Source organism: Nonomuraea sp. NPDC003727 (assembly GCF_053586935.1).
Map to the genome: position 1 here is coordinate 64231 of NZ_JBSFNE010000002.1, position 20505 is coordinate 84735.

General features: G+C 70.9%; 17 protein-coding genes. 9 read left to right on the forward strand and 8 right to left on the reverse strand.

What is annotated here, in order from left to right; genetic code table 11:
* Positions 1-7: 7 nt before the first annotated feature.
* The 3 genes from ACWDLG_RS05575 (at position 8) to ACWDLG_RS05585 (ending at position 3896) form a co-directional block, all read left to right on the forward strand.
* A complete protein-coding gene (locus ACWDLG_RS05575) occupies positions 8-2170 on the forward strand; it encodes a xanthine dehydrogenase family protein molybdopterin-binding subunit (protein ID WP_354912981.1) in 2163 nt (720 codons plus the stop codon).
* A gap of 65 nt (positions 2171-2235) precedes the next feature.
* Positions 2236-2469: an EF-hand domain-containing protein gene (locus ACWDLG_RS05580; protein ID WP_449916308.1), complete on the forward strand. Its 234-nt coding sequence runs from the start codon at positions 2236-2238 to the stop codon at positions 2467-2469.
* Between the two features lie 53 nt (positions 2470-2522).
* The gene (locus ACWDLG_RS05585; RefSeq protein ID WP_449916310.1) at positions 2523-3896 is read left to right on the forward strand and encodes an NCS2 family permease; all 1374 of its coding nucleotides are present in this window, start codon (positions 2523-2525) and stop codon (positions 3894-3896) included.
* 22 nt (positions 3897-3918) lie between these two features.
* Here the strand turns inward: ACWDLG_RS05585 and ACWDLG_RS05590 are convergent, their stop codons facing one another.
* A complete protein-coding gene (locus tag ACWDLG_RS05590) occupies positions 3919-5019 on the reverse strand; it encodes an excalibur calcium-binding domain-containing protein (protein WP_449916312.1) in 1101 nt (366 codons plus the stop codon).
* Between the two features lie 137 nt (positions 5020-5156).
* Between ACWDLG_RS05590 and ald the strand changes: the two genes are divergently transcribed.
* Positions 5157-6272, forward strand: coding sequence for an alanine dehydrogenase (gene ald, locus ACWDLG_RS05595; protein WP_354912987.1), 1116 nt, complete (start codon positions 5157-5159; stop codon positions 6270-6272).
* Between the two features lie 48 nt (positions 6273-6320).
* Here the strand turns inward: ald and ACWDLG_RS05600 are convergent, their stop codons facing one another.
* A complete protein-coding gene (locus ACWDLG_RS05600) occupies positions 6321-7040 on the reverse strand; it encodes a DUF3105 domain-containing protein (protein WP_354912989.1) in 720 nt (239 codons plus the stop codon).
* 95 nt (positions 7041-7135) lie between these two features.
* Between ACWDLG_RS05600 and ACWDLG_RS05605 the strand changes: the two genes are divergently transcribed.
* Together ACWDLG_RS05605 and ACWDLG_RS05610 are read left to right on the forward strand one after the other, a co-directional pair.
* Positions 7136-7759: a DUF305 domain-containing protein gene (locus tag ACWDLG_RS05605; protein ID WP_449916315.1), complete on the forward strand. Its 624-nt coding sequence runs from the start codon at positions 7136-7138 to the stop codon at positions 7757-7759.
* A gap of 116 nt (positions 7760-7875) precedes the next feature.
* Entirely contained in the window at positions 7876-8169 is a 294-nt protein-coding gene (locus ACWDLG_RS05610) for a DUF3467 domain-containing protein (RefSeq protein ID WP_449916318.1), read from the forward strand.
* Here ACWDLG_RS05610 and ACWDLG_RS05615 read toward each other — a convergent pair.
* Genes ACWDLG_RS05615 through ACWDLG_RS05625 form a run of 3 tightly spaced genes read right to left on the reverse strand, consistent with a single transcriptional unit; the run spans position 8139 to position 11871 of the window.
* Positions 8139-9209 carry a threonine aldolase family protein gene (locus ACWDLG_RS05615; RefSeq protein WP_449916321.1) on the reverse strand — a complete coding sequence of 357 codons (1071 nt, stop codon included), beginning with the start codon at positions 9207-9209 and terminating at the stop codon, positions 8139-8141. The two genes, ACWDLG_RS05610 and ACWDLG_RS05615, sit on opposite strands and share 31 nt — an antisense overlap.
* On the reverse strand, positions 9206-9835 hold the full coding sequence (locus ACWDLG_RS05620) for an SDR family NAD(P)-dependent oxidoreductase (protein WP_449916324.1): 630 nt from the start codon (positions 9833-9835) through the stop codon (positions 9206-9208). The genes ACWDLG_RS05615 and ACWDLG_RS05620 overlap by 4 nt, the downstream gene beginning before the upstream one ends.
* Positions 9832-11871, reverse strand: coding sequence for a DUF6421 family protein (locus ACWDLG_RS05625; RefSeq protein WP_449916327.1), 2040 nt, complete (start codon positions 11869-11871; stop codon positions 9832-9834). The genes ACWDLG_RS05620 and ACWDLG_RS05625 overlap by 4 nt, the downstream gene beginning before the upstream one ends.
* A gap of 176 nt (positions 11872-12047) precedes the next feature.
* Between ACWDLG_RS05625 and ACWDLG_RS05630 the strand changes: the two genes are divergently transcribed.
* Positions 12048-12749, forward strand: a complete 702-nt coding sequence (locus ACWDLG_RS05630; RefSeq protein WP_449916329.1) for a hypothetical protein — start codon at positions 12048-12050, stop codon at positions 12747-12749.
* Here ACWDLG_RS05630 and ACWDLG_RS05635 read toward each other — a convergent pair.
* The 3 genes from ACWDLG_RS05635 to ACWDLG_RS05645 form a co-directional block, all read right to left on the reverse strand.
* Positions 12689-13351, reverse strand: a complete 663-nt coding sequence (locus ACWDLG_RS05635) for a response regulator transcription factor (protein ID WP_354913003.1) — start codon at positions 13349-13351, stop codon at positions 12689-12691. The two genes, ACWDLG_RS05630 and ACWDLG_RS05635, sit on opposite strands and share 61 nt — an antisense overlap.
* A 63-nt stretch (positions 13352-13414) precedes the next feature.
* Positions 13415-14959, reverse strand: a complete 1545-nt coding sequence (locus ACWDLG_RS05640; RefSeq protein ID WP_449917550.1) for a serine/threonine protein kinase — start codon at positions 14957-14959, stop codon at positions 13415-13417.
* Complete coding sequence (locus tag ACWDLG_RS05645; protein WP_449916333.1) at positions 14959-16443, reverse strand: hypothetical protein; 1485 nt, start codon at positions 16441-16443, stop codon at positions 14959-14961. Before ACWDLG_RS05645 ends, ACWDLG_RS05640 begins: the two co-directional genes overlap by 1 nt.
* Positions 16444-16535: 92 nt before the next feature.
* Between ACWDLG_RS05645 and ACWDLG_RS05650 the strand changes: the two genes are divergently transcribed.
* Positions 16536-18656: a hydantoinase/oxoprolinase family protein gene (locus tag ACWDLG_RS05650; RefSeq protein WP_449916336.1), complete on the forward strand. Its 2121-nt coding sequence runs from the start codon at positions 16536-16538 to the stop codon at positions 18654-18656.
* Positions 18653-20476 (forward strand): hydantoinase B/oxoprolinase family protein, encoded by a 1824-nt coding sequence (locus ACWDLG_RS05655; protein WP_449916338.1) that lies wholly within the window; start codon positions 18653-18655, stop codon positions 20474-20476. Before ACWDLG_RS05650 ends, ACWDLG_RS05655 begins: the two co-directional genes overlap by 4 nt.
* Positions 20477-20505 lie beyond the last annotated feature (29 nt).

The window sequence follows — 20505 nt, forward strand, 5'->3', positions numbered from 1 at the left end:
TCGGAAGATGACGGAGACGGCCAGCACGACGCGGCAGGGCGTGGGCGAGAGCGTCCGGCGCCCCGACGCCGTCCTCAAGGTGACGGGCGAGTTCGCCTACTCCTCCGACCTGTGGCTCGACGACATGGTGTGGGGCGTGACGCTGCGCAGCCCGCACCCGTCGGCCTGGATCAGGTCGATCGACATCGGCCCCGCGCTGGCCATGCCGGGGGTGCTGGCGGTGCTCACGCACGAGGACGTGCCGGGCGAGAAGTTCTACGGCCTGGAGCACAAGGACCAGCCGGTCCTGGCCATCGACCAGGTCCGCTACCAGGGCGAGCCGGTGGCGCTCGTGGCGGCCGATCACCCGGAGACCGCGCGCAGGGCCGCCGCCGCCGTCGTCGTCGACTACGAGGTGCGGGAGGCGGTCACCGACCCCCGGCTGGCCACCGAGTTCGTCCGCAGGCAGCCGGTCAAGGTGGGCGACACCTTCACGGCCGAGGTCGTCGTCACCGGCGAGTACGAGGTGGGTATGCAGGACCAGGCCTTCCTCGGACCCGAGTCGGGGCTGGCCGTACCGGCGGAGGACGGCGGGGTCGATCTCTACATCGCCACCCAGTGGCTGCACGTCGACCGCGACCAGCTGGCGCCCTGCCTCGGCCTGCCGCCGGAGAAGGTACGGCTGACGCTGGCGGGCGTCGGCGGCGCGTTCGGCGCCCGCGAGGACCTGTCGATGCAGGTGCACGCCTGCATGCTCGCGCTCCGCCTGAACCGGCCCGTCAAGATCGTCTATGGGCGTGAAGAGTCGTTCTTCGGCCACGTGCACCGCCATCCCGCCTGGCTGCGTTACGAGCACGGCGCCACCCGCGACGGCAGGCTGGTCTACGTCAAGGCCGAGATCCTCCTGGACGGCGGCGCCTACTGCTCCTCCTCGCCCGCCGTCGTCGGCAACGCGGCCTCCCTCGGCGTCGGCCCCTACGAGGCGCCCAACGTCGACATCCTGGCCACCGGCGTCTACACCAACAACCCGCCCTGCGGCGCGATGCGCGGCTTCGGCGCGGTGCAGGCCTGCTTCGCCTACGAGTCGCAGATGGACAAGCTCGCCGCCGCCTGCGGCCTCGACCCGGTCGAGATACGCGTCCGCAACGCCGTCTCCCAGGGGTCCGCCCTGGCCACGGGCCAGATCATCGACTCGCCCGCGCCGCTGGCCGAGATGCTGCGCGAGCTGGCCGCCATGCCCCTGCCAGGCCCGGCCACGGACGACCTGCGCGACCTGCCGGGCGGCGTCTCCCAGACCACCCACGGCGAGGGGGTACGGCGGGGCGTCGGCTACGGCGTCGGCATCAAGAACATCTGCTTCTCGGAGGGCTTCGACGACTACTCCACCGCCAGGGTGCGCGTCGAGCTGATCGGCGGCGAGCCCCACGTGACCGTGCACACCGCGGCCGCCGAGGTGGGACAGGGCCTGGTGACGATCCAGGCCCAGATCGCCCGCACCGAGCTCGGCGTCGACAGGGTGACGGTGGCCACGGCCGACACGCGGGTCGGCTCGGCCGGATCGTCGTCGGCCTCGCGCCAGTCCTACGTCACGGGCGGCGCGGTCAAGGCGGCCTGCGAGGCCGTACGGGCGCGGTTCGAGGGGCTGCCCGTCGTCGAGGCGCTGGAGAAGTACGGGCCGATCGAGGAGACCAGGGAGTACCGGCACCGGCCCACCTATCCCATGGACCCGGTCACCGGACAGGCCGACTCCCACACCCAGCTCGCGCTGTGCGTGCACCGCGCGGTCGTCGACGTGGACGTCGAGCTCGGCCTGGTCAAGGTCGTGGAGCTGGCGGCCGTGCAGGACGTCGGCAGGATCCTCAACCCGGTCGCGCTGGAGGGCCAGATCCACGGCGGCTCGGCGCAGGGGCTGGGGCTGGCGCTCATGGAGGAGATCCAGGTGCGCGACGGGCAGGTGCTGAACCCGTCCTTCACCGACTACCTCATCCCGACCGTGCTCGACATGCCGCCCATGCAGACGTCGATCAAGGAGAACCCCGACCCCGCCGCGCCGTACGGGCTGCGGGGCGCGGGCGAGCCGCCGACGCTCTCCTCCACGCCCGCCATCGTGGCCGCCGTCCGTGACGCCACGGGCGTCGCGCTGACCAGGGTTCCGGTACGGCCGGAGCACATCGTCGGGGTCCCTGCCTGACAAGGGCGCGGCCACGCTAGGTTGGATGCTCGACAGCACGACTGAACACGGAGGAATAGGCCCACATGTCCGAAGCGCGCGAGGCGGCCAAGGCCGAGTTCGAGAAGTTCGACACCGACCACGACGGCGTGCTCACGGCGGGCGAGATCCGGCAGGTGAACCAGGCGCTGGGCGGCCACGGGGTCACCGACGAGGAGATCGAGGCGTTCGTCGCGTCGGCCGACCAGGACGGCGACGGCAACATCACGCTGGACGAGTTCGTCGCCCTGGTCGGCGGCGGCAAGCACGAGCAGCGATAGCCGCAGGGGAAACGGGGTAGAGAAACGATCATCCCCCTGCGTGCGTAAGGGGGATGATCGTGCTCGACCGGCTGTTCGAACTGTCCGCCCGCGAGGCGACGGTCGGACGCGAGATCCGCGGCGGGATCACGACCTTCATGGCGATGGCCTACATCGTCCTGCTCAACCCGATCATCCTGGCCGGCGCCAGGGACGTCACGGGCGCGCGGCTCGACATCGGCCAGCTGACCACCGCGACCGCGCTGGCGGCGGCGGTCAGCACGCTGCTGATGGCCTTCGTCGGCAACGCGCCCTTCGGTGTGGCGGCCGGCCTCGGGCTGAACGCGGTGGTGGCCTACCAGGCGGCGCCGCACATGACGTGGGCGCAGGCGATGGGCCTGGTCGTGCTCGAAGGTCTGGTGATCATCCTGCTGGCGGTCTCGGGCATCCGCCGGCTCATCATGGACTCGATCCCGCTGGCGCTGAAACACGCCATCAGCGTGGGCATCGGGATGTTCATCACGCTGATCGGCCTGGTGGACGCCGGATTCGTCTCCGGTACCGGCGCCACTCCCCTTCAGCTCGGCGCCACCGGGCGGCTGACGGGCTGGCCGGTGGCCGTCTTCTCCTTCGGGCTGCTGCTGATGATCATCCTGTTCGTCCGCAAGACGCCCGGCGCGATCCTGCTCTCGATCGTGATCACCACGCTGGTCGCGATCGTCGTCAACGCCGTGGCCACCATCGACCCGAAGCAGTGGGGCATCGTGGTGCCCCACGTGCCCGAGGCCGTCATCTCGCCGCCCGACTTCGGGCTGATCGGCAACGTCGACCTGTTCGGCGGGTTCGTCACCGCGGGCGCGGTCACCGCCTCCATCGTGCTGTTCACGCTGGTGCTGTCCGGATTCTTCGACGCGATGGGCACCATCATCGGGGTCGCCGACGAGGCGTCACTCGTCGACACCCAGGGCCGGGTGCCGCGGCTGGGCGCGATCCTGACCGTGGACGGCATGGCGGGCGTGATCGGCGGCCTGTGCAGCGCCTCCTCCAACACGGTGTTCGTGGAGTCGGCGGCCGGTGTGGGCGAGGGCGCCCGCACCGGCCTGGCCAGCGTCGCGACGGGCGCGCTGCTGGGCTTGACCATGCTGTTCACGCCGCTGGCCGAGGTGGTGCCCGCCGCTGCCGCCGCGCCGGCGCTCGTGCTGGTTGGCGCGCTGATGATGACGCAGAGTCGTAACGTGCCGTGGGAGGATCTGGAGCTGGCGATCCCGGCGTTCCTGACGATCGTGCTGATGCCGTTCACCTACAGCATCACCAACGGAGTGGGCGCGGGGGTGATCGCCTACACCGTCATCAAGGCGGCGCGCGGGAAGTACGCCGAGATCCCGGGGCTGCTGTGGGTGGTCTCGCTGATCTTCGTCGCCTACTTCGCGCTGAGCGGCCTGTTCTGACGGCCCGGCACCGGCGCGACGTCTAGCCGTCCTGCGGGTCGCAGGCGAAGCCGTCGCCGTCCTTGTCGGTGTACCAGGAGTACTGCGGGTGCCTGCCCTTCTGGTACGGCCCGCCGTACCCGGCCGCCCGTGCCTCCTTGCAGGTGGAGTAGCGCTTCTCGGTGCCGGCGTCGAGCGAGGAACGCGCGCTCCGGGAGGCGTCGGCGGACGTGCCGAGACCCGCGCCCGGTGACGCCGTGGCGGTCGTGCGGACCCCGGACTGGCCGGTGCCGGACTGGCCGGTGCCGGACTGGCCGGTGCCGGGCTGGGTGGTCCCCGGCTGGGCTCCGGGCGGGGTCGCCCCGGTCCCGGTGGTGCCGGGCTGCGTACCGGGCGGCGTGGCGCCCGGTTGCGTACCCGGCGAAGTGGCGCCGGGTTGCGTACCGGGCGGGGTGGTGCCGGGCTGAGGCGTGGTGCCGGGTGTGGTGCCGGGCTGGGGCGTGGTGCTCGTGCCGGGGACGCCCGGCTGGGGCGGTGCGGGGGTGACGGCGGCGCCCAGCATCGCCTTGACCAGCGCGTCGGCCTTGTCCTTGGTGAAGCCCGCGATGCTGACGCTGTCACCGCTCATCTGCTGGGCGACCGTGGGCGCGGCCAGCACGGTGGCGGTCTCGTTCTGGCCGACCAGGATGGCGATCTGCTGGTCGACGCGCTCCTTGATCAGCGCGGCCAGCGCGTCGCGGAAGGCCGGGGCGACCGCGATCCTGACGCCGTAGCTGTCCTTCTCCTTCACCGTCTCGATCGCCTGCACCGCCGAGACGGGCACCGCCTCGGACAGGAAGTAACAGATCTTCCCGTCCTGGGAGAGCGCCACCTTCTGGCCCGGGCACGGCGAGGCCTTCTGGTCCTCGACGGGGGCGAAGTAGATCGGCTCGCCCAGCCTGATCGGCGGTTTGCCGCCGAACAGCGGCGAGTCGGGGTTCCTCGTCATGAGCACCGCGACGGTGCCGAGCACGCCCGCGGTCAGCACGACCAGGACGAGGGAGACGATCAGCACGATGGTGGTGAGCCTGCTCGCCCTCGGCCCCTCGGGGACCGCTGCGGGCTGCGCCCCGGGCGGACGCCCCGGCGGCGGCGGTTTCTCCATCCGTGAACCCCATCCTGACTGGTGCTTCCGCAGAGCCTAGCGAGGACGGCAGGAACCGGGAAATCATCGACAGTCTGCCAAGAACCTTGGCACGGTCCATACAGAGTGTCGCCCCCGGCCTGGGGGACATTGGACATATGAAGGTCGGAGTTCCTCGCGAGGTCAAGAACCACGAGTATCGCGTGGCCCTCACACCCGCGGGCGCGCACGAACTGATCAGGCATGGACATCAGGTCTTCGTCGAACGGGACGCGGGAAGGGGATCGTCCATTCCCGACGAGGACTTCGTCGCCGTCGGCGCGGTGGTGCTCGACGGGCCCGACGAGGTGTGGGGCATGGGCGACCTCGTCCTGAAGGTCAAGGAGCCCATCGCCGAGGAGTACCACCGGATGCGCAAGGGCCAGGTGCTGTTCACCTACCTGCATCTGGCGGCCTCCGAGGCGTGCACGAGGGCGATGCTCGACGCGGGCGTGACCGGCATCGCCTACGAGACCGTGCAGGCGGACAACGGCGCCCTGCCGCTGCTCGCCCCGATGTCGGAGGTGGCCGGACGGCTCGCGCCGCAGGTGGGCGCCTACCACCTGATGCGCCCCGAGGGCGGCCGCGGCGTGCTGATGGGCGGCGTCTCCGGCGTGCGGGCGGCGAACGTCGTCGTGATCGGCGCGGGCGTGTCGGGGATGAACGCCGCGGCGATCGCCCTCGGCATGCAGGCCGAGGTGCTGCTTCTCGACCGCAACATCGACAAGCTGCGCCAGGCCGACATGATCTACCAGGGCTACTGCCAGACGATCGCCTCGAACACGCTGGAGATCGAGAAGGCCGTGCTGGAGGCCGACCTGGTGATCGGCGCGGTGCTGGTGCCGGGCGCGAAGGCGCCGACGCTGGTCACCAACGAGCTGGTCAGCAGGATGAAGCCGGGCTCGGTGCTGGTCGACATCTCCATCGACCAGGGCGGCTGCTTCGAGGACTCCCGGCCCACCACGCACGCCGAGCCGACCTACCCGGTGCACGACTCGCTGTTCTACTGCGTGGCGAACATGCCGGGGGCGGTACCGCACACCTCCACGTTCGCGCTGACGAACGTCACGCTGCCCTACGCGCTGGCCATCGCCGACAACGGCTGGCTGGCGGCGCTGCGCAGCGACCGCGTGCTGGCCCGGGGGCTGAGCACGCATGAGGGGCGGCTGCTCAGCGAGCCCGTGGCCGAGGCGCACGGGCTCGTGGCGACGCCGATCGCCGAGGTGCTCGGCTAGCGGGAGCCGTCGCGCCGGTCACCCGCGATCGGCGAGACGGCTCCCGGCTCAGGACTTGGCGGGCGACGGCGTGGCCGAGGGCGCGAGCGACTCGTGCGGCAGCGGCGTCGTCGTGTTCTTGGGCTCCGGCGGCAGCGGCTGCTGGTCGGCGGTCGAGGTGATCGCGTACTCGCCGCCGCAGGTGGCGCCGAGCTCAGGGGTGTCGGGCCCGTTCTGGTACTTGGTGATGAACTTGGGCAGCTTGGCGTCGCCGGCGTCCTGGAAGGTCAGCTGGTGTCCCCAGGTGCTGGCCACGATGGGGGCCGGCAGGCCGGGGTACGGGCTGACCAGCATGTACTTGGAGTCGCCTGTCGACTCGGCGATCGTCTTCAGCTTCTCGAGCTGGGCCTTGGGCAGGTCGGGGCGGTAGGTGATCCAGACGGCGCCGTGCTCGAGCGAGTGAACCCCGTGCTCGTTGTGGATGGGCTTGTCGTAGATCGCGCACTGCTGCCAGTAGTTGTTGTGCTTGCCGCCGACAGGCGGGCTCTCCTTGTACTTGACCGAGCTCCAGACGTGCTCGCCGCCCGCGTAGGAGACGTTGGTCACCGCGTCGAGCGAGGTCGCCTGCCGGTCCTTCACGATGTAGAAGCCGACGCCGCCGACCAGAAGGAGGATGACGAGACCGCCCACGCCCCACATCAGCATGGCGGACCGGCGCTCCTTGGCCTTCTGCTCCGCCCGCATCTTCGCCAGATGCTCGCGTCGCGCCTGCGCCTTCTCCTTCGTCATCAGTTCCTCCATGGGGTCACCAACTGCGGGTCACCCTATGCCCTCGGGGCGTATGTGGCGAATAAGGAAGGACCGGTGAGTAGTCTGGGAAAACGATGACGAAAAAGCCTCTTCTGATCGCGGGATTCGCCGCGCTCGCGGTCGCCGCAGTGTTGTTCTTCGTGATGGGCAGGACCGGCACCCCCACCGACTCGTCCGCCGAGGCCGGATTCGCCCGCGACATGGGCAAACACCACGCGCAGGCGACCGAGATGGCCTTCGCCGCGCGCGACAGGTCGGCCTCCCCCGACATCAGGAACCTGAGCGAGGACATCATCGTCACCCAGACCGCGCAGCGCGGGATGTTCATCGGGTGGCTGCAGCAGTGGGGGCTCGACCAGGCGAGCGCCCGTCCCGAGATGGCGTGGATGGTCGGCCACGCGGGCCACGGCGGCACCCAGGACAAGCCTGAGCCGATGCCGGGTGTGGCCACCCCGGAGGAGATGGCCAGGCTCAGGAGCCTGCAGGGCAAGGAGGCCGAGATCTTCTTCCTGCAGTTGATGATCCGCCATCACGAGGGCGGCGTGGAGATGTCCAAGGGCCTGCTGGAGCTGTCGGACCGGGCCGAGGTGAAGGGGCTGGCCCAGCAGATCGTCAACAGCCAGACCAGCGAGATCAAGCTGATGACGGACCTGCTGAAGCAGCGCGGCGCGGCACCCCTGCCGTCGATCCTCCGGTAGCGGCGCGCGGCCCAGCCGCGGGTCCTGCGGTAGCGGCGCGCGGCCCAGCCGTGCGGGTTCTGTGGTAGCGGCGCGTGACCATGCCGTGGATCCGGAAAATGGGGCACGATGGCGACATGGGAGAGCCCGAAAGCCGCCTGGAGGTCAGCATCTCGCCGGAGGTGGAGGCGGGGCAGTACGCCAACTTCGCCTCCGTCTGGCACACCCGCGACGGGTTCGTGCTCGACTTCGCGGTGATCACCAGGCCGCCGCAGCTGTCGGAGGAGCCCGAGTCGGGACAGCCCGTGGTGAGCGTCCCGACTCGGATCGTCAGCCGTATCAGAATTCCGCCGAGCCAGGTCTTCGAGCTGATGAAGGCCCTGGAGCAGCAGCTGACCGCCTACGAGAAGGAGATCGGCGGCTCGCCCTGAAGCTCCTCGGCCACGGCGGCGGCGAAGGCGTCGACGTCGGCCTCGGTGGTGTCGAAGGAGCACATCCAGCGCACCTCGCCGGTGGCCGCGTTCCAGGTGTAGAAGCGGAACCGCTTCTGCAGCCGCTCGGTGACGTCCTGGGGCAGGCGCACGAAGACCGCGTTGGCCTGCGCCTCCCTCGACAGTTCCACGCCGGGGATGTCGCGGACGGCCGCGGCCAGCCGCGCCCCCATGGCGTTGGCCTGCCGGGCGTTGCGCAGCCACAGGTCGCCCGACAGCAGGGCCTCGAACTGCGCTGAGACGAAGCGCATCTTCGAGGCCAGCTGCATGAACGTCTTGCGCAGGTAGTCGACGCCGGTGGCCGCCTCGGGGTTGAGCACGACGACGGCCTCGCCGTACAGCAGGCCGATCTTGGTGCCGCCGAAGGAGAGCACGTCCACGCCCGCGTCGGTGGTCAGCGCGCGCAGCGGCACGTCCAGCGCGGCGGCGGCGTTGGTGAGCCTGGAGCCGTCGAGGTGGACGGTCATCCCCAGCCCGTGGGCGTGCTCGCAGATGGCCGCGATCTCGTCCGGCGTGTAGAGGGTGCCGAGCTCGGTGGTGTTGGAGATCGAGACGACCTTGGGCTGGGCCCGGTGGACGTCGCCGAAACCCCACGCCTGGGTGTCGATGAGGGCGGGCGTGAGCTTGCCGTCGGGCGTGGGCACGGTGAACAGCTTGATGCCGCCCACGACCTCGGGCGCGCCGCCCTCGTCGGTGTGGATGTGCGCGGTGTCGGCGCAGACCACGGCCTCCCACTGCCGGGTCATGGCGCGCAGCGAGACGACGTTGGCCGCGGTGCCGTTGAAGACCGGGTAGGTCTGGGCTCCGGCGCCGAAGTGGCTCCTGAAGATCTCCTGCAACGCCTCGGTGTAGACGTCCTCTCCGTAGGAGATCTGGTGGCCCTCGTTGGCCGTGACGATGGCCTGGAGGATCTCCGGGTGCACGCCTGCGTAGTTGTCGCTGGCGAACGCCTTGAGAGCGGGGTCGTGGCGGGGAATCACTGGGTGAGGTCCAATCGGATGCCGTTGATCTCGTCGGCGGGCCGCTCGTACAGCTGCGCGACCGCCTCGGCGAGGGTATCGACGTGGGTGAACCCGGCGAACTTCGCCTCCGGCTTGGCGGCCTTCATGGCGTCGTTCAGCAGCGCCTTGACCACGAGGACGGTGGCCGCCGAACCGGTGTCCTTCAACGCGTCGGCCAGCGAGAACGTCCACGCCTCGGCGGCGGCCTTGGCCGCCGCGTAGCAGGCGCCGCCCGCGGTGGGCTTCTCGGCCGCCTTGGCCGACACGATGACGAACCGGCCGTTGTCGGACTTCCTGAGCAGCGGCTCGAAGGCCAGCGTCACGTGCTGGAGGGTGCGGACCAGCAGGTCGTGCAGGACGGCCCAGTCCTCCAGGTCGGTGTCGGCGAACGTCTTGCCGCCACGCCACCCGCCGACCAGGTGGACGACGCCGTCGACCTGGCCGTGCTCGGCCTCGATGCGCTCGGCCAGTGCCTGGACGGCGCCGCGGTCGAGCAGGTCGACGTCGTCCTTGTCCACACCGATGACCGTGTGACCGTTCTCGGTGAAGTGCTTGGCGACGGCCTGCCCGGTCGGCCCGGCCGCACCTGTGATCAGAAGGATCATGCTCGGATCCCCTTCGTGGACTCGACGACGTCACCGAGCTTACGGCGGAGGGCCTCGTAGAACATGCTCAGGGGGAACTCGTCGGGCAGCACGGCGTCGACCATGGCCTTCTGCTCCTCGGGAAGCCGGCCGGTCTTCCACACCGAACGGGGGTGCGGCTCGACGTAGGCGGTGACCAGCTCGTAGGCGGCGATCCAGTGCGCCATCTTGGCGCGGTCGATGCTGTCGCGGTAGAGCTTCTCCACCTCGCCGCGCAGGTCGGCCACGCCGTCGGCGACGCGGTTCCAGTCGATCGACAGCCGGTTGTCGGTCCACCTGATGATGTCGTTGCGGTGCAGGTAGGCGAACAGCAGCTGGCCGCCGAGCCCGTCGTAGTTGCGCACCCGCTCACCGGTGATGGGGAAGCGGAAGAGCCGGTCGAACAGGATCGCCAGCTGCACGTAGCGCGCGTGCGGCACGCCCGCCGCCTCCAGCTTGACCGCCTCGCCGAACGCGGTGAGGTCGCAGCGCAGCTCCTCCAGCGAGTACAGCCAGTACGGCATGCGCTGCTTGATCATGAAGGGGTCGAACGGCAGGTCGCCGTGGCTGTGGGTGCGGTCGTGGATGAGGTCCCACATGACGAAGGTGTCCTGGGCCAGTTCCTGCGACTCCAGCAGCCTGGCCGCGTCCGGCGGCAGGTCCAGCTTGAGCGTCCGGGCGGCGGCGCTGCTGACCGAGCGGAAGCGCGCGGCCTCCCGGTCGGCGAAGATGCCGCCCCAGGTGAAGCGCTCGGGCGCCTGCCGTACCGCGACGGTCTCGGGGAACAGCACCGCCGAGAAGGTGTCGTAGCCGGCGGTGAAGTCCTCGAAGGCGATCGGCACGAACAGCGGGTTGTCGTAGCCGTTGGACTCGAGCTCGGCCAGCCAGTCGGGCCAGATCGTGCGGATCCAGACCGCTTCGAGGTTGCGGTTGGGGTTGCCGTTCTGGGTGTACATGGGGAACACCACGAGGTGCTCCAGGCCGTCGACGCGCTGGGTGTCGGGGTGGAAGAGGTTGAGCGAGTCGAGGAAGTCGGGCACGCCGAGGCCCTGCTCCAGCCACTTGGCCAGGTCGGCCTGGACGGCCTGCAGGTAGGCGGCGTCGTGCGGGAAGTAGCCGGACAGGCGGCCCACGAGGTCGGAGACGTAGCCGACGAGGGCGGCGGCGGCCTGCTTGTCGTCGGGGACCGAGCCGTCCTTGGCCTGGAGCGGGCGCAGCTCCTCGACGACGGCCTTGAGCTGGGCGAACAGCTCGGACTTGGCCTCGTCCTGGGCGCCGGCCGGACGGGTGGCGGACGGCACCCGGGCCGCCCACGTCACGACGTTGCCCCACAGGGCGCGGTGGTCGTAGTCGTCGATGGAGTCGTCGCCGAACAGGTCGGAGTCGGCGAAGGCCACGACCTTGCCCTTGCCGTACTCGACGGAGACGGCCAGGGGCGCGCCCGCGGGGTCGGCGGTGGCGGAGGTGGTGAACAGCACGGTGGCGTCGTCGCGGGCGGTGAGCACGCCGGAGCGGTAGAAGCAGGCGCTGCCGACGCCGGCGAGCACGCCGCCGGTGGAGGGGGTGCCGAGCACCCAGGTGGCGACGCCGCGGTGGGCGTTGCCGGGGTCGCGAACGGTGGTGTGGGTGATGCCGATGCCGAAGCGGGCGAGCAGCTCGGCCAGGTTGTTGCCGTACTTGTCCTGCTCCTCCTCGGCCAGGACGATGAGCCCGCCGCCGTCGGCGACGAAGGACTCGATGGCGTTGAGCTCGTCGGCGGTGAAGACGGGGCTGCCCTGGCCGGTGGTCCGCTCCCAGCGCTGCTGCGACGGGTGGGCGACCACCAGGACGTCGTGGTCGGCGAGCTGCTCCAGGCTGCCGGAGGTGACCCGGTGCCCCAGGCGGCGCAGCAGGCCGGCGGCGCGCGCGTAGCTGTTGTCGTCGGGGTGGGCGGGATTGATGGCCTCGGCGACCTCACGCCTGATCGTCCACGACTCGCTGTGCGCCTCGTCGAACAGCACCCTGGGGAACGCTCGCATGAAAATCTCCTGTTTCGGACGCTCTCTTACGGAAAATATACACATAGAACGGGCAAGGACCGCCATACCCTCCCGAATCGCGAGACAGGGGTGGCGTCCCGCTCCCCCGGCCGGGTGACGGCGGATCGGTCAGCAGGCGGACGACCGGCGGCCCGGCGCGACCTAGCGTGCCTGGCATGCTCAACAACCAGGTCGCCTTCCGCAGGATCGCGGCGGGCACGCTCCTCATCACCGCACCGCTGCTGCAGGCGGTCGCCGTCGTCGTCGATCCGGGCACGTGGGGCGACGACCGCGAGGCGGTCAGCTTCGGGGTCAACCCCACCCTCGCCCAGCTGCAGTCCGCGCTCTACCACTGGAGCTGGCTGCTGATGGCCGTGGCCGCGCTCGGCCTGGCCCACCTCACCCGGCGCCGCAACACCAGGCTCGGCCACGTGGCCGCCGCCATGGCGGTGATCGGCTACAGCTCGCTGTCCGGCATGCTGATCATCGACCCGGTCGAGTGGTGGCTGGGCCGGCACTACCCGCCGGAGCGGGCACAGCAGATCATGGACGAGATGCTCGGCCTGCCGATCACCGTGGGCGCCTTCCAGCCGTGGATGTTCCTCGGCCTGATCGGCCTGCCGCTGCTGACCGTGGCGGTGTGGCGGTCCGGCTTCGTCGGCTGGTGGGTGCCGCTGGTCGTCACCCTAGGCTACCTGGGCTCCTTCGCTGTGCCGTACGGCCCGCTGACCGTGCCCTTCTGGTGCGCGCCCGTGCTCGCCCTGGGCTGGACGGGCCTCAAGGTGCTGCGCATGGGCGACGCGGCCTGGGCCGCGTACTACCCGATGGCGGCGCCCGGCCGGACCACGCCCGACTCGTACGCGAACACGACGGCCTGAGCCCGGTCGCGCAGGTGCAGCTTCATCAGCACGCGGGCCACGTGCGTCTTGACCGTGGCCTCCCCGACGAACAGCTCGCGGGCGATCTCGGCGTTGGTCAGCCCGCGGGCCAGCAGGCGCAGCACCTCGAGCTCGCGCGGGGTCAGGTCGGCCAGCTGCGGCGGCGGGGTGGGGTCGTGCCGCCCGGCGAAGGAGGCGATGACCCGGCTGGTCACCGCGGGGTCGAGCAGGGCGTCACCGGCGTGCACGACCCTGATCGCCTCCACGAGCTGCTCGGGCGGCGACACCTTGAGCAGGAAGCCGCTGGTGCCGGCGCGCAGGGCGGCGTAGAGGTTCTCGTCGGTGTCGAACGTCGTCAGCATGACGACCTTCGGCGGCGCGGGCTCCTCGAAGATCTTCCTGGCCGCGGCGAGGCCGTCCATGCGGGGCATGGAGATGTCCATCAGCACGATGTCCGGACGCGTCCGCCTGACCACGGCCAGCGCCTCATGACCGTCGGCGGCCTCGCCGACGACCTCCATGCCCTCTTCGCTGTCGACGACCATGCGCAGGCCCACTCGGACCATGGCCTGGTCGTCCGCGATGACGATGCGAATACCCACACGCGGAGAGTAGACGTTGGGGACGCTCTTGCCCATAGGGGTACAGCGGGCTCCAAGTCAGGCTCAAGTGAGCGCCACGCTCGTCTTGATCTTCGCCAGCGTCTCGGGGTCGCATGCTTCCGGCGCGCAGAAGTAGAGGATGAGCGCCGGCTTGGAGGGCGTCTCGACGAGATAGCCCGTCACGTTCAGCTCGCTGGAGTGGTCGGGGCTCTGCATGAAGCCCGTGAACTCGGTGGCGGGCCGGCCGGCGACCAGCGCCTTGCTGGGTTCGCTGTTGAAGGTCACCTTGCCCGGCAGCATCGTGTTGAGCGTCTCCTGCATGGTCTGCAGGTCGGCCTTCGGATCGAAGGTGTCGGCCAGCTGGACGAACACGCCTTGGGTGTCGGCCGGATCCAGGGCGTGGACCTCCTTCCAGTCGGCGTCAGGGCCCGCGACGAACAGCGACTCGAACTGCGGGGCGCTCGGCGAGGCCAGCGCGAAGAGGTCCAGGTGCGTCTCGGCCGTCCAGCTCTCGGGGTAGTCGAAGCTCATCGGCACCGCGGCGGACGGCTTGTAGACCCGCATCTCCTCGCTTCTGTTGGTCAGGAAGAGCACGGCGGCGACGGCGATCGCGGCGAGGACGGCGACCGCCCCGGTCAGGAAGAGCACCAGCTTCTTCCGCCTGCGCGGCGGGGCGCCGGCGGCGCGCTTGGCCGTCCTGGGCTTGGCCGCACGGGTCTTGGCCTCCGGCGGGATGCCGGTCTGCTGCTGCGGGCGCGTGGGCGCGTACTCGCCGCTGATGGCGTCGCGCAGCGCGCCGACGAACGCCGTGCAGGTGGGATAGCGCTGTTCGGGCGACTTCGCCAGCGCCTTCATCATCACCCCGTCGACCTCGAGCGGTAGTTCCTGGCGCAGGTGCGACAGCGGTGTCGGCGCCTCGGCCAGGTGCGCCCACAGCAGGGCGACGTCGTTGTCGCGTTCGAACGGCATCCGCCCCGCCAGGGCCTCGTAGACGACGCAGGCCAGCGCGTACTGGTCGGCGCGGCCGTCGATGTGCTCCTTGTTGATCTGCTCAGGCGACATGTAGCGCGGTGTGCCGATGAACTGGTCGGTCTGCGTGAGCCCGGTGATCGAGGTGCGGTGCTTGGTGATGCCGAAGTCGGTCAGGTAGACGTGGTCGCCCGCCAGCAGGATGTTGGCCGGCTTCACGTCGCGGTGGATCAGGTCGTGCGCGTGGGCGGCGTCCAGTGCCGCGGCCACCTGCGCGGCGATGGAGTTGACCTGACCGACCGGCATCGGTCCCCGGTCGTAGATGAATCTGCGCAGGTCGAGGCCGTCCACATAGCGCATCGAGATGTAGAGCACGCCCTTCTCGTCGGAGTTGGCCTCGTAGATCGGGATGATGTTGGGGTGCTCGATGCTGGCGACGGTCCTCGACTCCAGGATGAAGCGCTGACGGAAGCGGTCGTCCACGCTGAGGAGCGGATTGAGGATCTTCAGGGCCACGCGGCGGCTCAGGCGGGGGTCCAGCGCAAGGTAGACCACCGCCATGCCGCCTTTGCCGATGACGTCCTCGATGTAGTATCCCGCGACCTCCTGGCCGATCAGGGATCTCTCGTTCAAGTGCATCACGTTTCGATCGGGTGGCCGCAGTAGCCACAGAACCGGTGCGCGGGGCCCAGTTTCATACCGCAGGACGTGCAGAACTTCACCTGTTGCTGTGCGGTCAGCACAGGCTGCGACTGCGGTTGTTGCGGTGGGACCGCAGGGAAGTTCTGCGATCGTCTGACCATCACGGTCGGATTGGCGCCGTCATCAGGCGGCGGTGCGCCGACGTGAACCTCCTGCGGCTGCATCTCCTCCAGTTCTTCTCCTTCGGGTCCGGCCCTGCGGCGGCGCCGCCACAGCAGCACCGCGATCCCCGCGGCCAGCGCCAGCAGGACCGCCGCCCCGACGACGAACGGCCACAGCGGGATGCTGGTGGGCGGAGGCGCGGTGGCCTTGCGGGCGCCGATGTCCTGGGCCGTGCCCTTCTTGGCCAGTGAGTCCTTCAGGTGCGCCTGGGCCACCGGCTGACCCGGGTAGTAGTCGAGCACGCGTTTGAAGGCCGGCGCGGCGTCGGTGTAGTTGTGGGTGTGGTACCGGGTCAGCGCCGCCTCGAAGGCGGCGTCGAGCGGACCCCTGCGCGCGGGCGTCTTGGCGGCGGCCAGCGCGGAGGTGATCTCCCTGACGCCGATCATCCGTGCCACCGTGCCACCACCGACCAGCAGGCCGATGACGTGGCCGTCCTTGTCACCGATGACGGGCGCGCCGAGCATGCCCTGGTCGATCAGCTTGCCGAGCTTGACGGGCTCGTCGACCTTCTTCTGCGGGTCGGCGAAGATCCGCCCGCCCTCACCCGCTCCGCCGGGACCGAGGTGCGCGATCTCGACCTTGAGGGGCTGCGTGGCGGCCGGCCTGCCGAGGAATCCCGCGACCGCGGTCGGCGCGCCGACCTTGTCGGGCACCTTGTCGGCCAGCGGCGCCGTGGGCATCCCGATGCCGCCCTCGGACGTCGAGGTCGGCCGCAGGACGGCCGGCGACAGCGGGTCGTCGCCGAGCTTCACGACCTCGGCCTTGAACCCCCGGCCGGCGGGCGTGATGTTCGGGAACACCGTGATGTCCTGCTTGATGTCGACGATGCAGGTCGACATCTTGCTCTTGAGGTCGTAGCAGAGCTGGAGATGGTGGTTGAGCTGATCGTCCGACACCGTGTGCCGGTCGAAGTCGGCGGGGATGTTCACCTTGTGGTAGTCGCCGAACACCTTGTTCGCGGCGTAGACCGCCAGGTCGTTGTCGGTGTGGACGACCTGGGTGAGCGTGACGAGCGTGCCGTCGGGATTGACCACGGTGCCGGTGCCCGTCCCGATGGGCACGTCGTAGGTGCGCTCGATGTGGAGCAGCTCGCCGACGTGGTCGAGCAGGGTGATGTCGATGATCGCCTTGGCCTCGACCCGCGCCACCGCGGGCGTGACCAGGTCGGTGATGCCGCTGGGGTGGTTATGCGCTAATGCCGGGGGCACGCTCAACATCGCGAGGGCGACCGCCACTCCGGGCACTGCGAGACGCCTCATAACGAGCTCCCTACCGACGACAGAACCAGACTCCCAACCGCCCACCGAAAGTCAATCGTGACAAGCGCTTGCTTGAGTCCTACCGTATCGACGTGGAATACCAGATCGGGGTTGACGTCGGCGGCACATTCACGGACACCGTGCTGCACGGCCCGTACGGCGAGGTGTCCGTCGCGAAGTGTCTGACCACCCCTGACGACCCACTCACTGGCATCATGTCCAGTATCTCCCAAGTGCTGTTTTATGCCACCCCCTCGAAGGTCAAGAGGGTCGTCCACGCCACCACCCTGGCCACGAACGCCGTGCTCGAACGCACCGGCGCCCGCGTCGCCTTCGTGACCACGCGGGGCTTCCGCTCGCTGCTCCCGCTCGGCCGCTACGCGCGCGTCGAGGAGGACCGCTACGACCTCCGCTTCACCCCGCCGCCGCCACCCGTGGCCGCCGAGGACTGCTTCGAGGTGGACGAGCGCGTGGCCGCCGACGGCTCGGTGCTCGTGCCGCTCTCCCAGGAGTCCGTACGGCGGGCCGGCCGCGAGATCGCCGCCCGCGGCATCACCTCGGCCGCGGTGTGCCTGGTGCACTCCTACGCCGACCCCACCCACGAGCGGCAGGTGGCCGCCGTGCTGAAGGAGTACGTGCCCGAGGTGGTGATCTCGTCGGAGGTGTGGCCGGAGCTCAGGGAGTACGAACGCGCCACGACGACCGTCATGTCGGCCTACGTGGGGCCGCTCATGTCGTCCTACCTCACCAGGCTCCGCGAAGGGCTCGCCGCGCTGGGCATCACCGCCCCCGTGCACGTCATGGAGTCCGGGGGCGGCGTCATGTCCGCCGCCCAGGCCGCGCGCAGGGCGGTGGCGACGATCGAGTCCGGCCCCGCGGCCGGCGTGCTGGCCGCCGCGCGCACCGGGCACCCCCGGGTGATCTCCTTCGACATGGGCGGCACCACGGCCAAGACCTGCGTCATCACGAACGGCAGACCCGAGATCACCCACGAGTTCCACGTCGGCGGCAAGGGCAGCTTCGGCGGTCGCCGGGCGGGCACCGGCGTGCCGGTGAAGACCCCTGCCATCGACCTGGCCGAGGTGGGCGCGGGCGGCGGCAGCGTCGCGTGGGTGGACCAGGCCGGCGCGTTACGTGTGGGGCCGCGCTCGGCGGGCTCCTCCCCCGGCCCGGCCTGCTACGGGCTGGGTGGCTCCGCCCCCACGGTCACCGACGCGAACCTGGTCCTCGGCTACCTCTCCCCCGCCTCCTTCTCGGCCTTCCCGCTCTCCGCCGACCTCGCGGAGAAGGCGCTGGACAGGGTGGCGGGGCCGCTCGGGGTGTCGCGCGCGGCGGCGGCGCACGCCGTCCACGAGATCGTCGCGGCGGCGATGGGATCGGCGGTGCACGTGGTGACCGTGCAGCGAGGGATCGACCCGCGCGGGTTCGTCATGGTGGCCTTCGGCGGCGCGGGCCCGATGCACGCGGCCAGGGTCGCCGAGCGCTTCGGCATCGGCACGGTCGTGGTGCCGGCCCTGTGCGGCGTCGCCTCGGCCGCCGGGCTGCTGGCCGGCGAGCTGACGGCCGAGCGCGTGCGGTCCGCGCCGTCGGCCGCCGATCCCGAGGCCGTCTTCGCCGCCCTGGAGGCCGCGGCCCGCGACGACCTCGCCGTCGCCGCCGGCGCTCCCGGCGTGCGGGCCGAGCGCGCGGTGGACGTCCGCTTCCGCGGCCAGGCGCACGAGCTCACCGTCCCGTGGGGGCCGTCGGTGGCCGGCGCCTTCCACGAGAAGTACCGGCAGGTGTACGGCATCGCGCAGGAGGGCGAGATCGAGCTGGTCAGTTTCCGCCTCCGGCTGAGCGTCCCCGCCACGAGCGCTGCTGCCGGGACCCGAGCCACCGGCGAGCTCCCCGGAGCCGGAGCCGGGGTCACAGGAGCCGGTGTCACAGGGGGCGGGGTGACAGGAGCCGAGGCGACAGGGGCCGGGGTCGGGGTCACAGGAGCCGGGGGCACACGAGCGGGGGGCACTGGCCGCAGGGTCGCCTACTTCGCCGAGTGCGGCGGCTACGCCGAGGTGCCCGTGCTGCCCCGCGCCGCGCTCACCCGGCTGGCGGGCCCCGCCATCGTCGAGGACCCCGAGTCGACCATCGTCGTCCCGCCCGGCTGGAGCGCCGCCCTCGCGTCCGACGGGGCCGTGGTCCTCACCAGGACGACCGGGCAGGAGGACCGGGCATGACCCTGACCGCGGAGGTCCTGCGCAACGCCCTGGTCGTCGCGGCCGAGGAGGCGAGCATCGTCGTCGTCCGCTCGGCCTACTCCACGTTCATCGTCGAGGGCTCCGACGCCTCCGCCGCCCTCCTGGACGCCAGGGGACGGCTGATCGCCCAGTCGACGGCCACCACGCTGATGAACAGCATGGCGCTCAAGGTCGCCCTGCCGTACCTGCTGGCCGACCACCCCGCCGGCACCATGCGGGAGGGCGACGTCTACGTGCTGAACGACGCCTACCGCGGCGGCGTCCACACCAACGACCTGCTCGTCTACCGGCCCGTCTTCGTCTCGGGCGGGCCGGCCTACTTCACCGCCACCATGATCCACGTCTCGGACCTGGGCGGCCTGTCGGCGGGCGGCATGGCGCCGCTGGCGACCGACATCTTCCTCGAGGGCCTCCAGCTCCCTCCCGTACGGCTGGCCACTGCGGCGGGTCTGGATCCCGCCGTCGAGGCCATCCTGCGCGCCAACTCGCGCACGCCCGACAAGGTGATGGGCGACGTGCGCGCGCTCGTCGCGGGCACCGCCGTCGCCGCCGCCCGGATGTCGTCGCTCGTCGCCGAGCACGGAGCCGAAGGCCTGGCGCGCGGCATCGACGCCTACCTGGACTACACCGAGGCGCGCACCAGGGCCGCACTGGCCGACCTGCCGCGTGGCCGCTTCACCGGGTCGTACCCGATCGACGACGACGGCGTCCACCCGGACCGGACGCACACGGTCAGGGTCGCGGTCACGACGGGCCCGCCGTCCACGGACCCCTCGCCATCAGGCGGCTCATCACCGGACCGCTCGCCATCGGGCCCCTCGTCACCGAGCGGCTCACCATCGGGCCCCTCGTCACCGAGCGGCTCACCATCGGGCGGCTCATCACCGGGCCGCTCGCCATCAGGTCCCCCGCCGTCGGGAGCCGCCGCGCACGTGGTGGTGGACTTCGAGGGGACCGACCCGCAGGTACCCGCCGCGATCAACGCCTCCGCCTCGCAGTCGCTGGCCGCCGCCGTCTTCGCCGTGCGCTGCTTCCTCGACCCCACGATCCCCATGAACGACGGCTGCCTGCGCGCCATCAGCGTCCTGCTGCCGGAGGGGTCGCTGCTGAACGCCCTGCCACCGCACCCGTGCGGCGGCAGGTTCGTGCCGATCTACGCGGCGATGGAGGCCATCTTCCAGGCGCTGTCCGACGCGATGCCGGAGCGGGCCATCGCCGCCAGCGGCATCCTCCAGCCGTTCTCGATCGCCGCCGTCGGCGCGCCGTACTGGATCCACCTGTCCTACGACTTCGGCGGCGTGGGCGCGCGGCGCGGGCTGGACGGGCCCGACGCGACGGGCGTGCACTTCGGCATCGGCCGCAACTCCGTGCCGCAGGCCGAACCGGTGGAGACGCGCTGCCCGCTGGTCGTCGAGTCGATCGAGACCATCACCGACTCGGGCGGTCCCGGCGCGTACCGGGGCGGGCTCGGCTCGCGCACGGTCCTGCGTTTCCTCGCGCCGTGCCATGTCACGACGCGCGGCGACCGGCTGCGCCACGCCCCTCCCGGCCGGGACGGCGGGCTGCCCGGCAGGCTGGGCGGCTTCTTCCGGCGGCGGGCGGACGGCTCGCTCGAGCGGCTGCCGGCCAAGGCGAACAACGTGCTGTTCCAGGCGGGAGAGGCGTTCGTGGTCGAGACGACCGGCGGTGGCGGGCTGGGCTCGCCGCTGCTCAGGGACCGGACCCTGGTGGCGGCCGACGTCCGGGCGGGCCGGGTCAGCGCGCGGGCGGCCAGGGAGGACTACGGCCTGCGCGGGTGACCAGCCGCGCGCGGGGACACCACGGACGA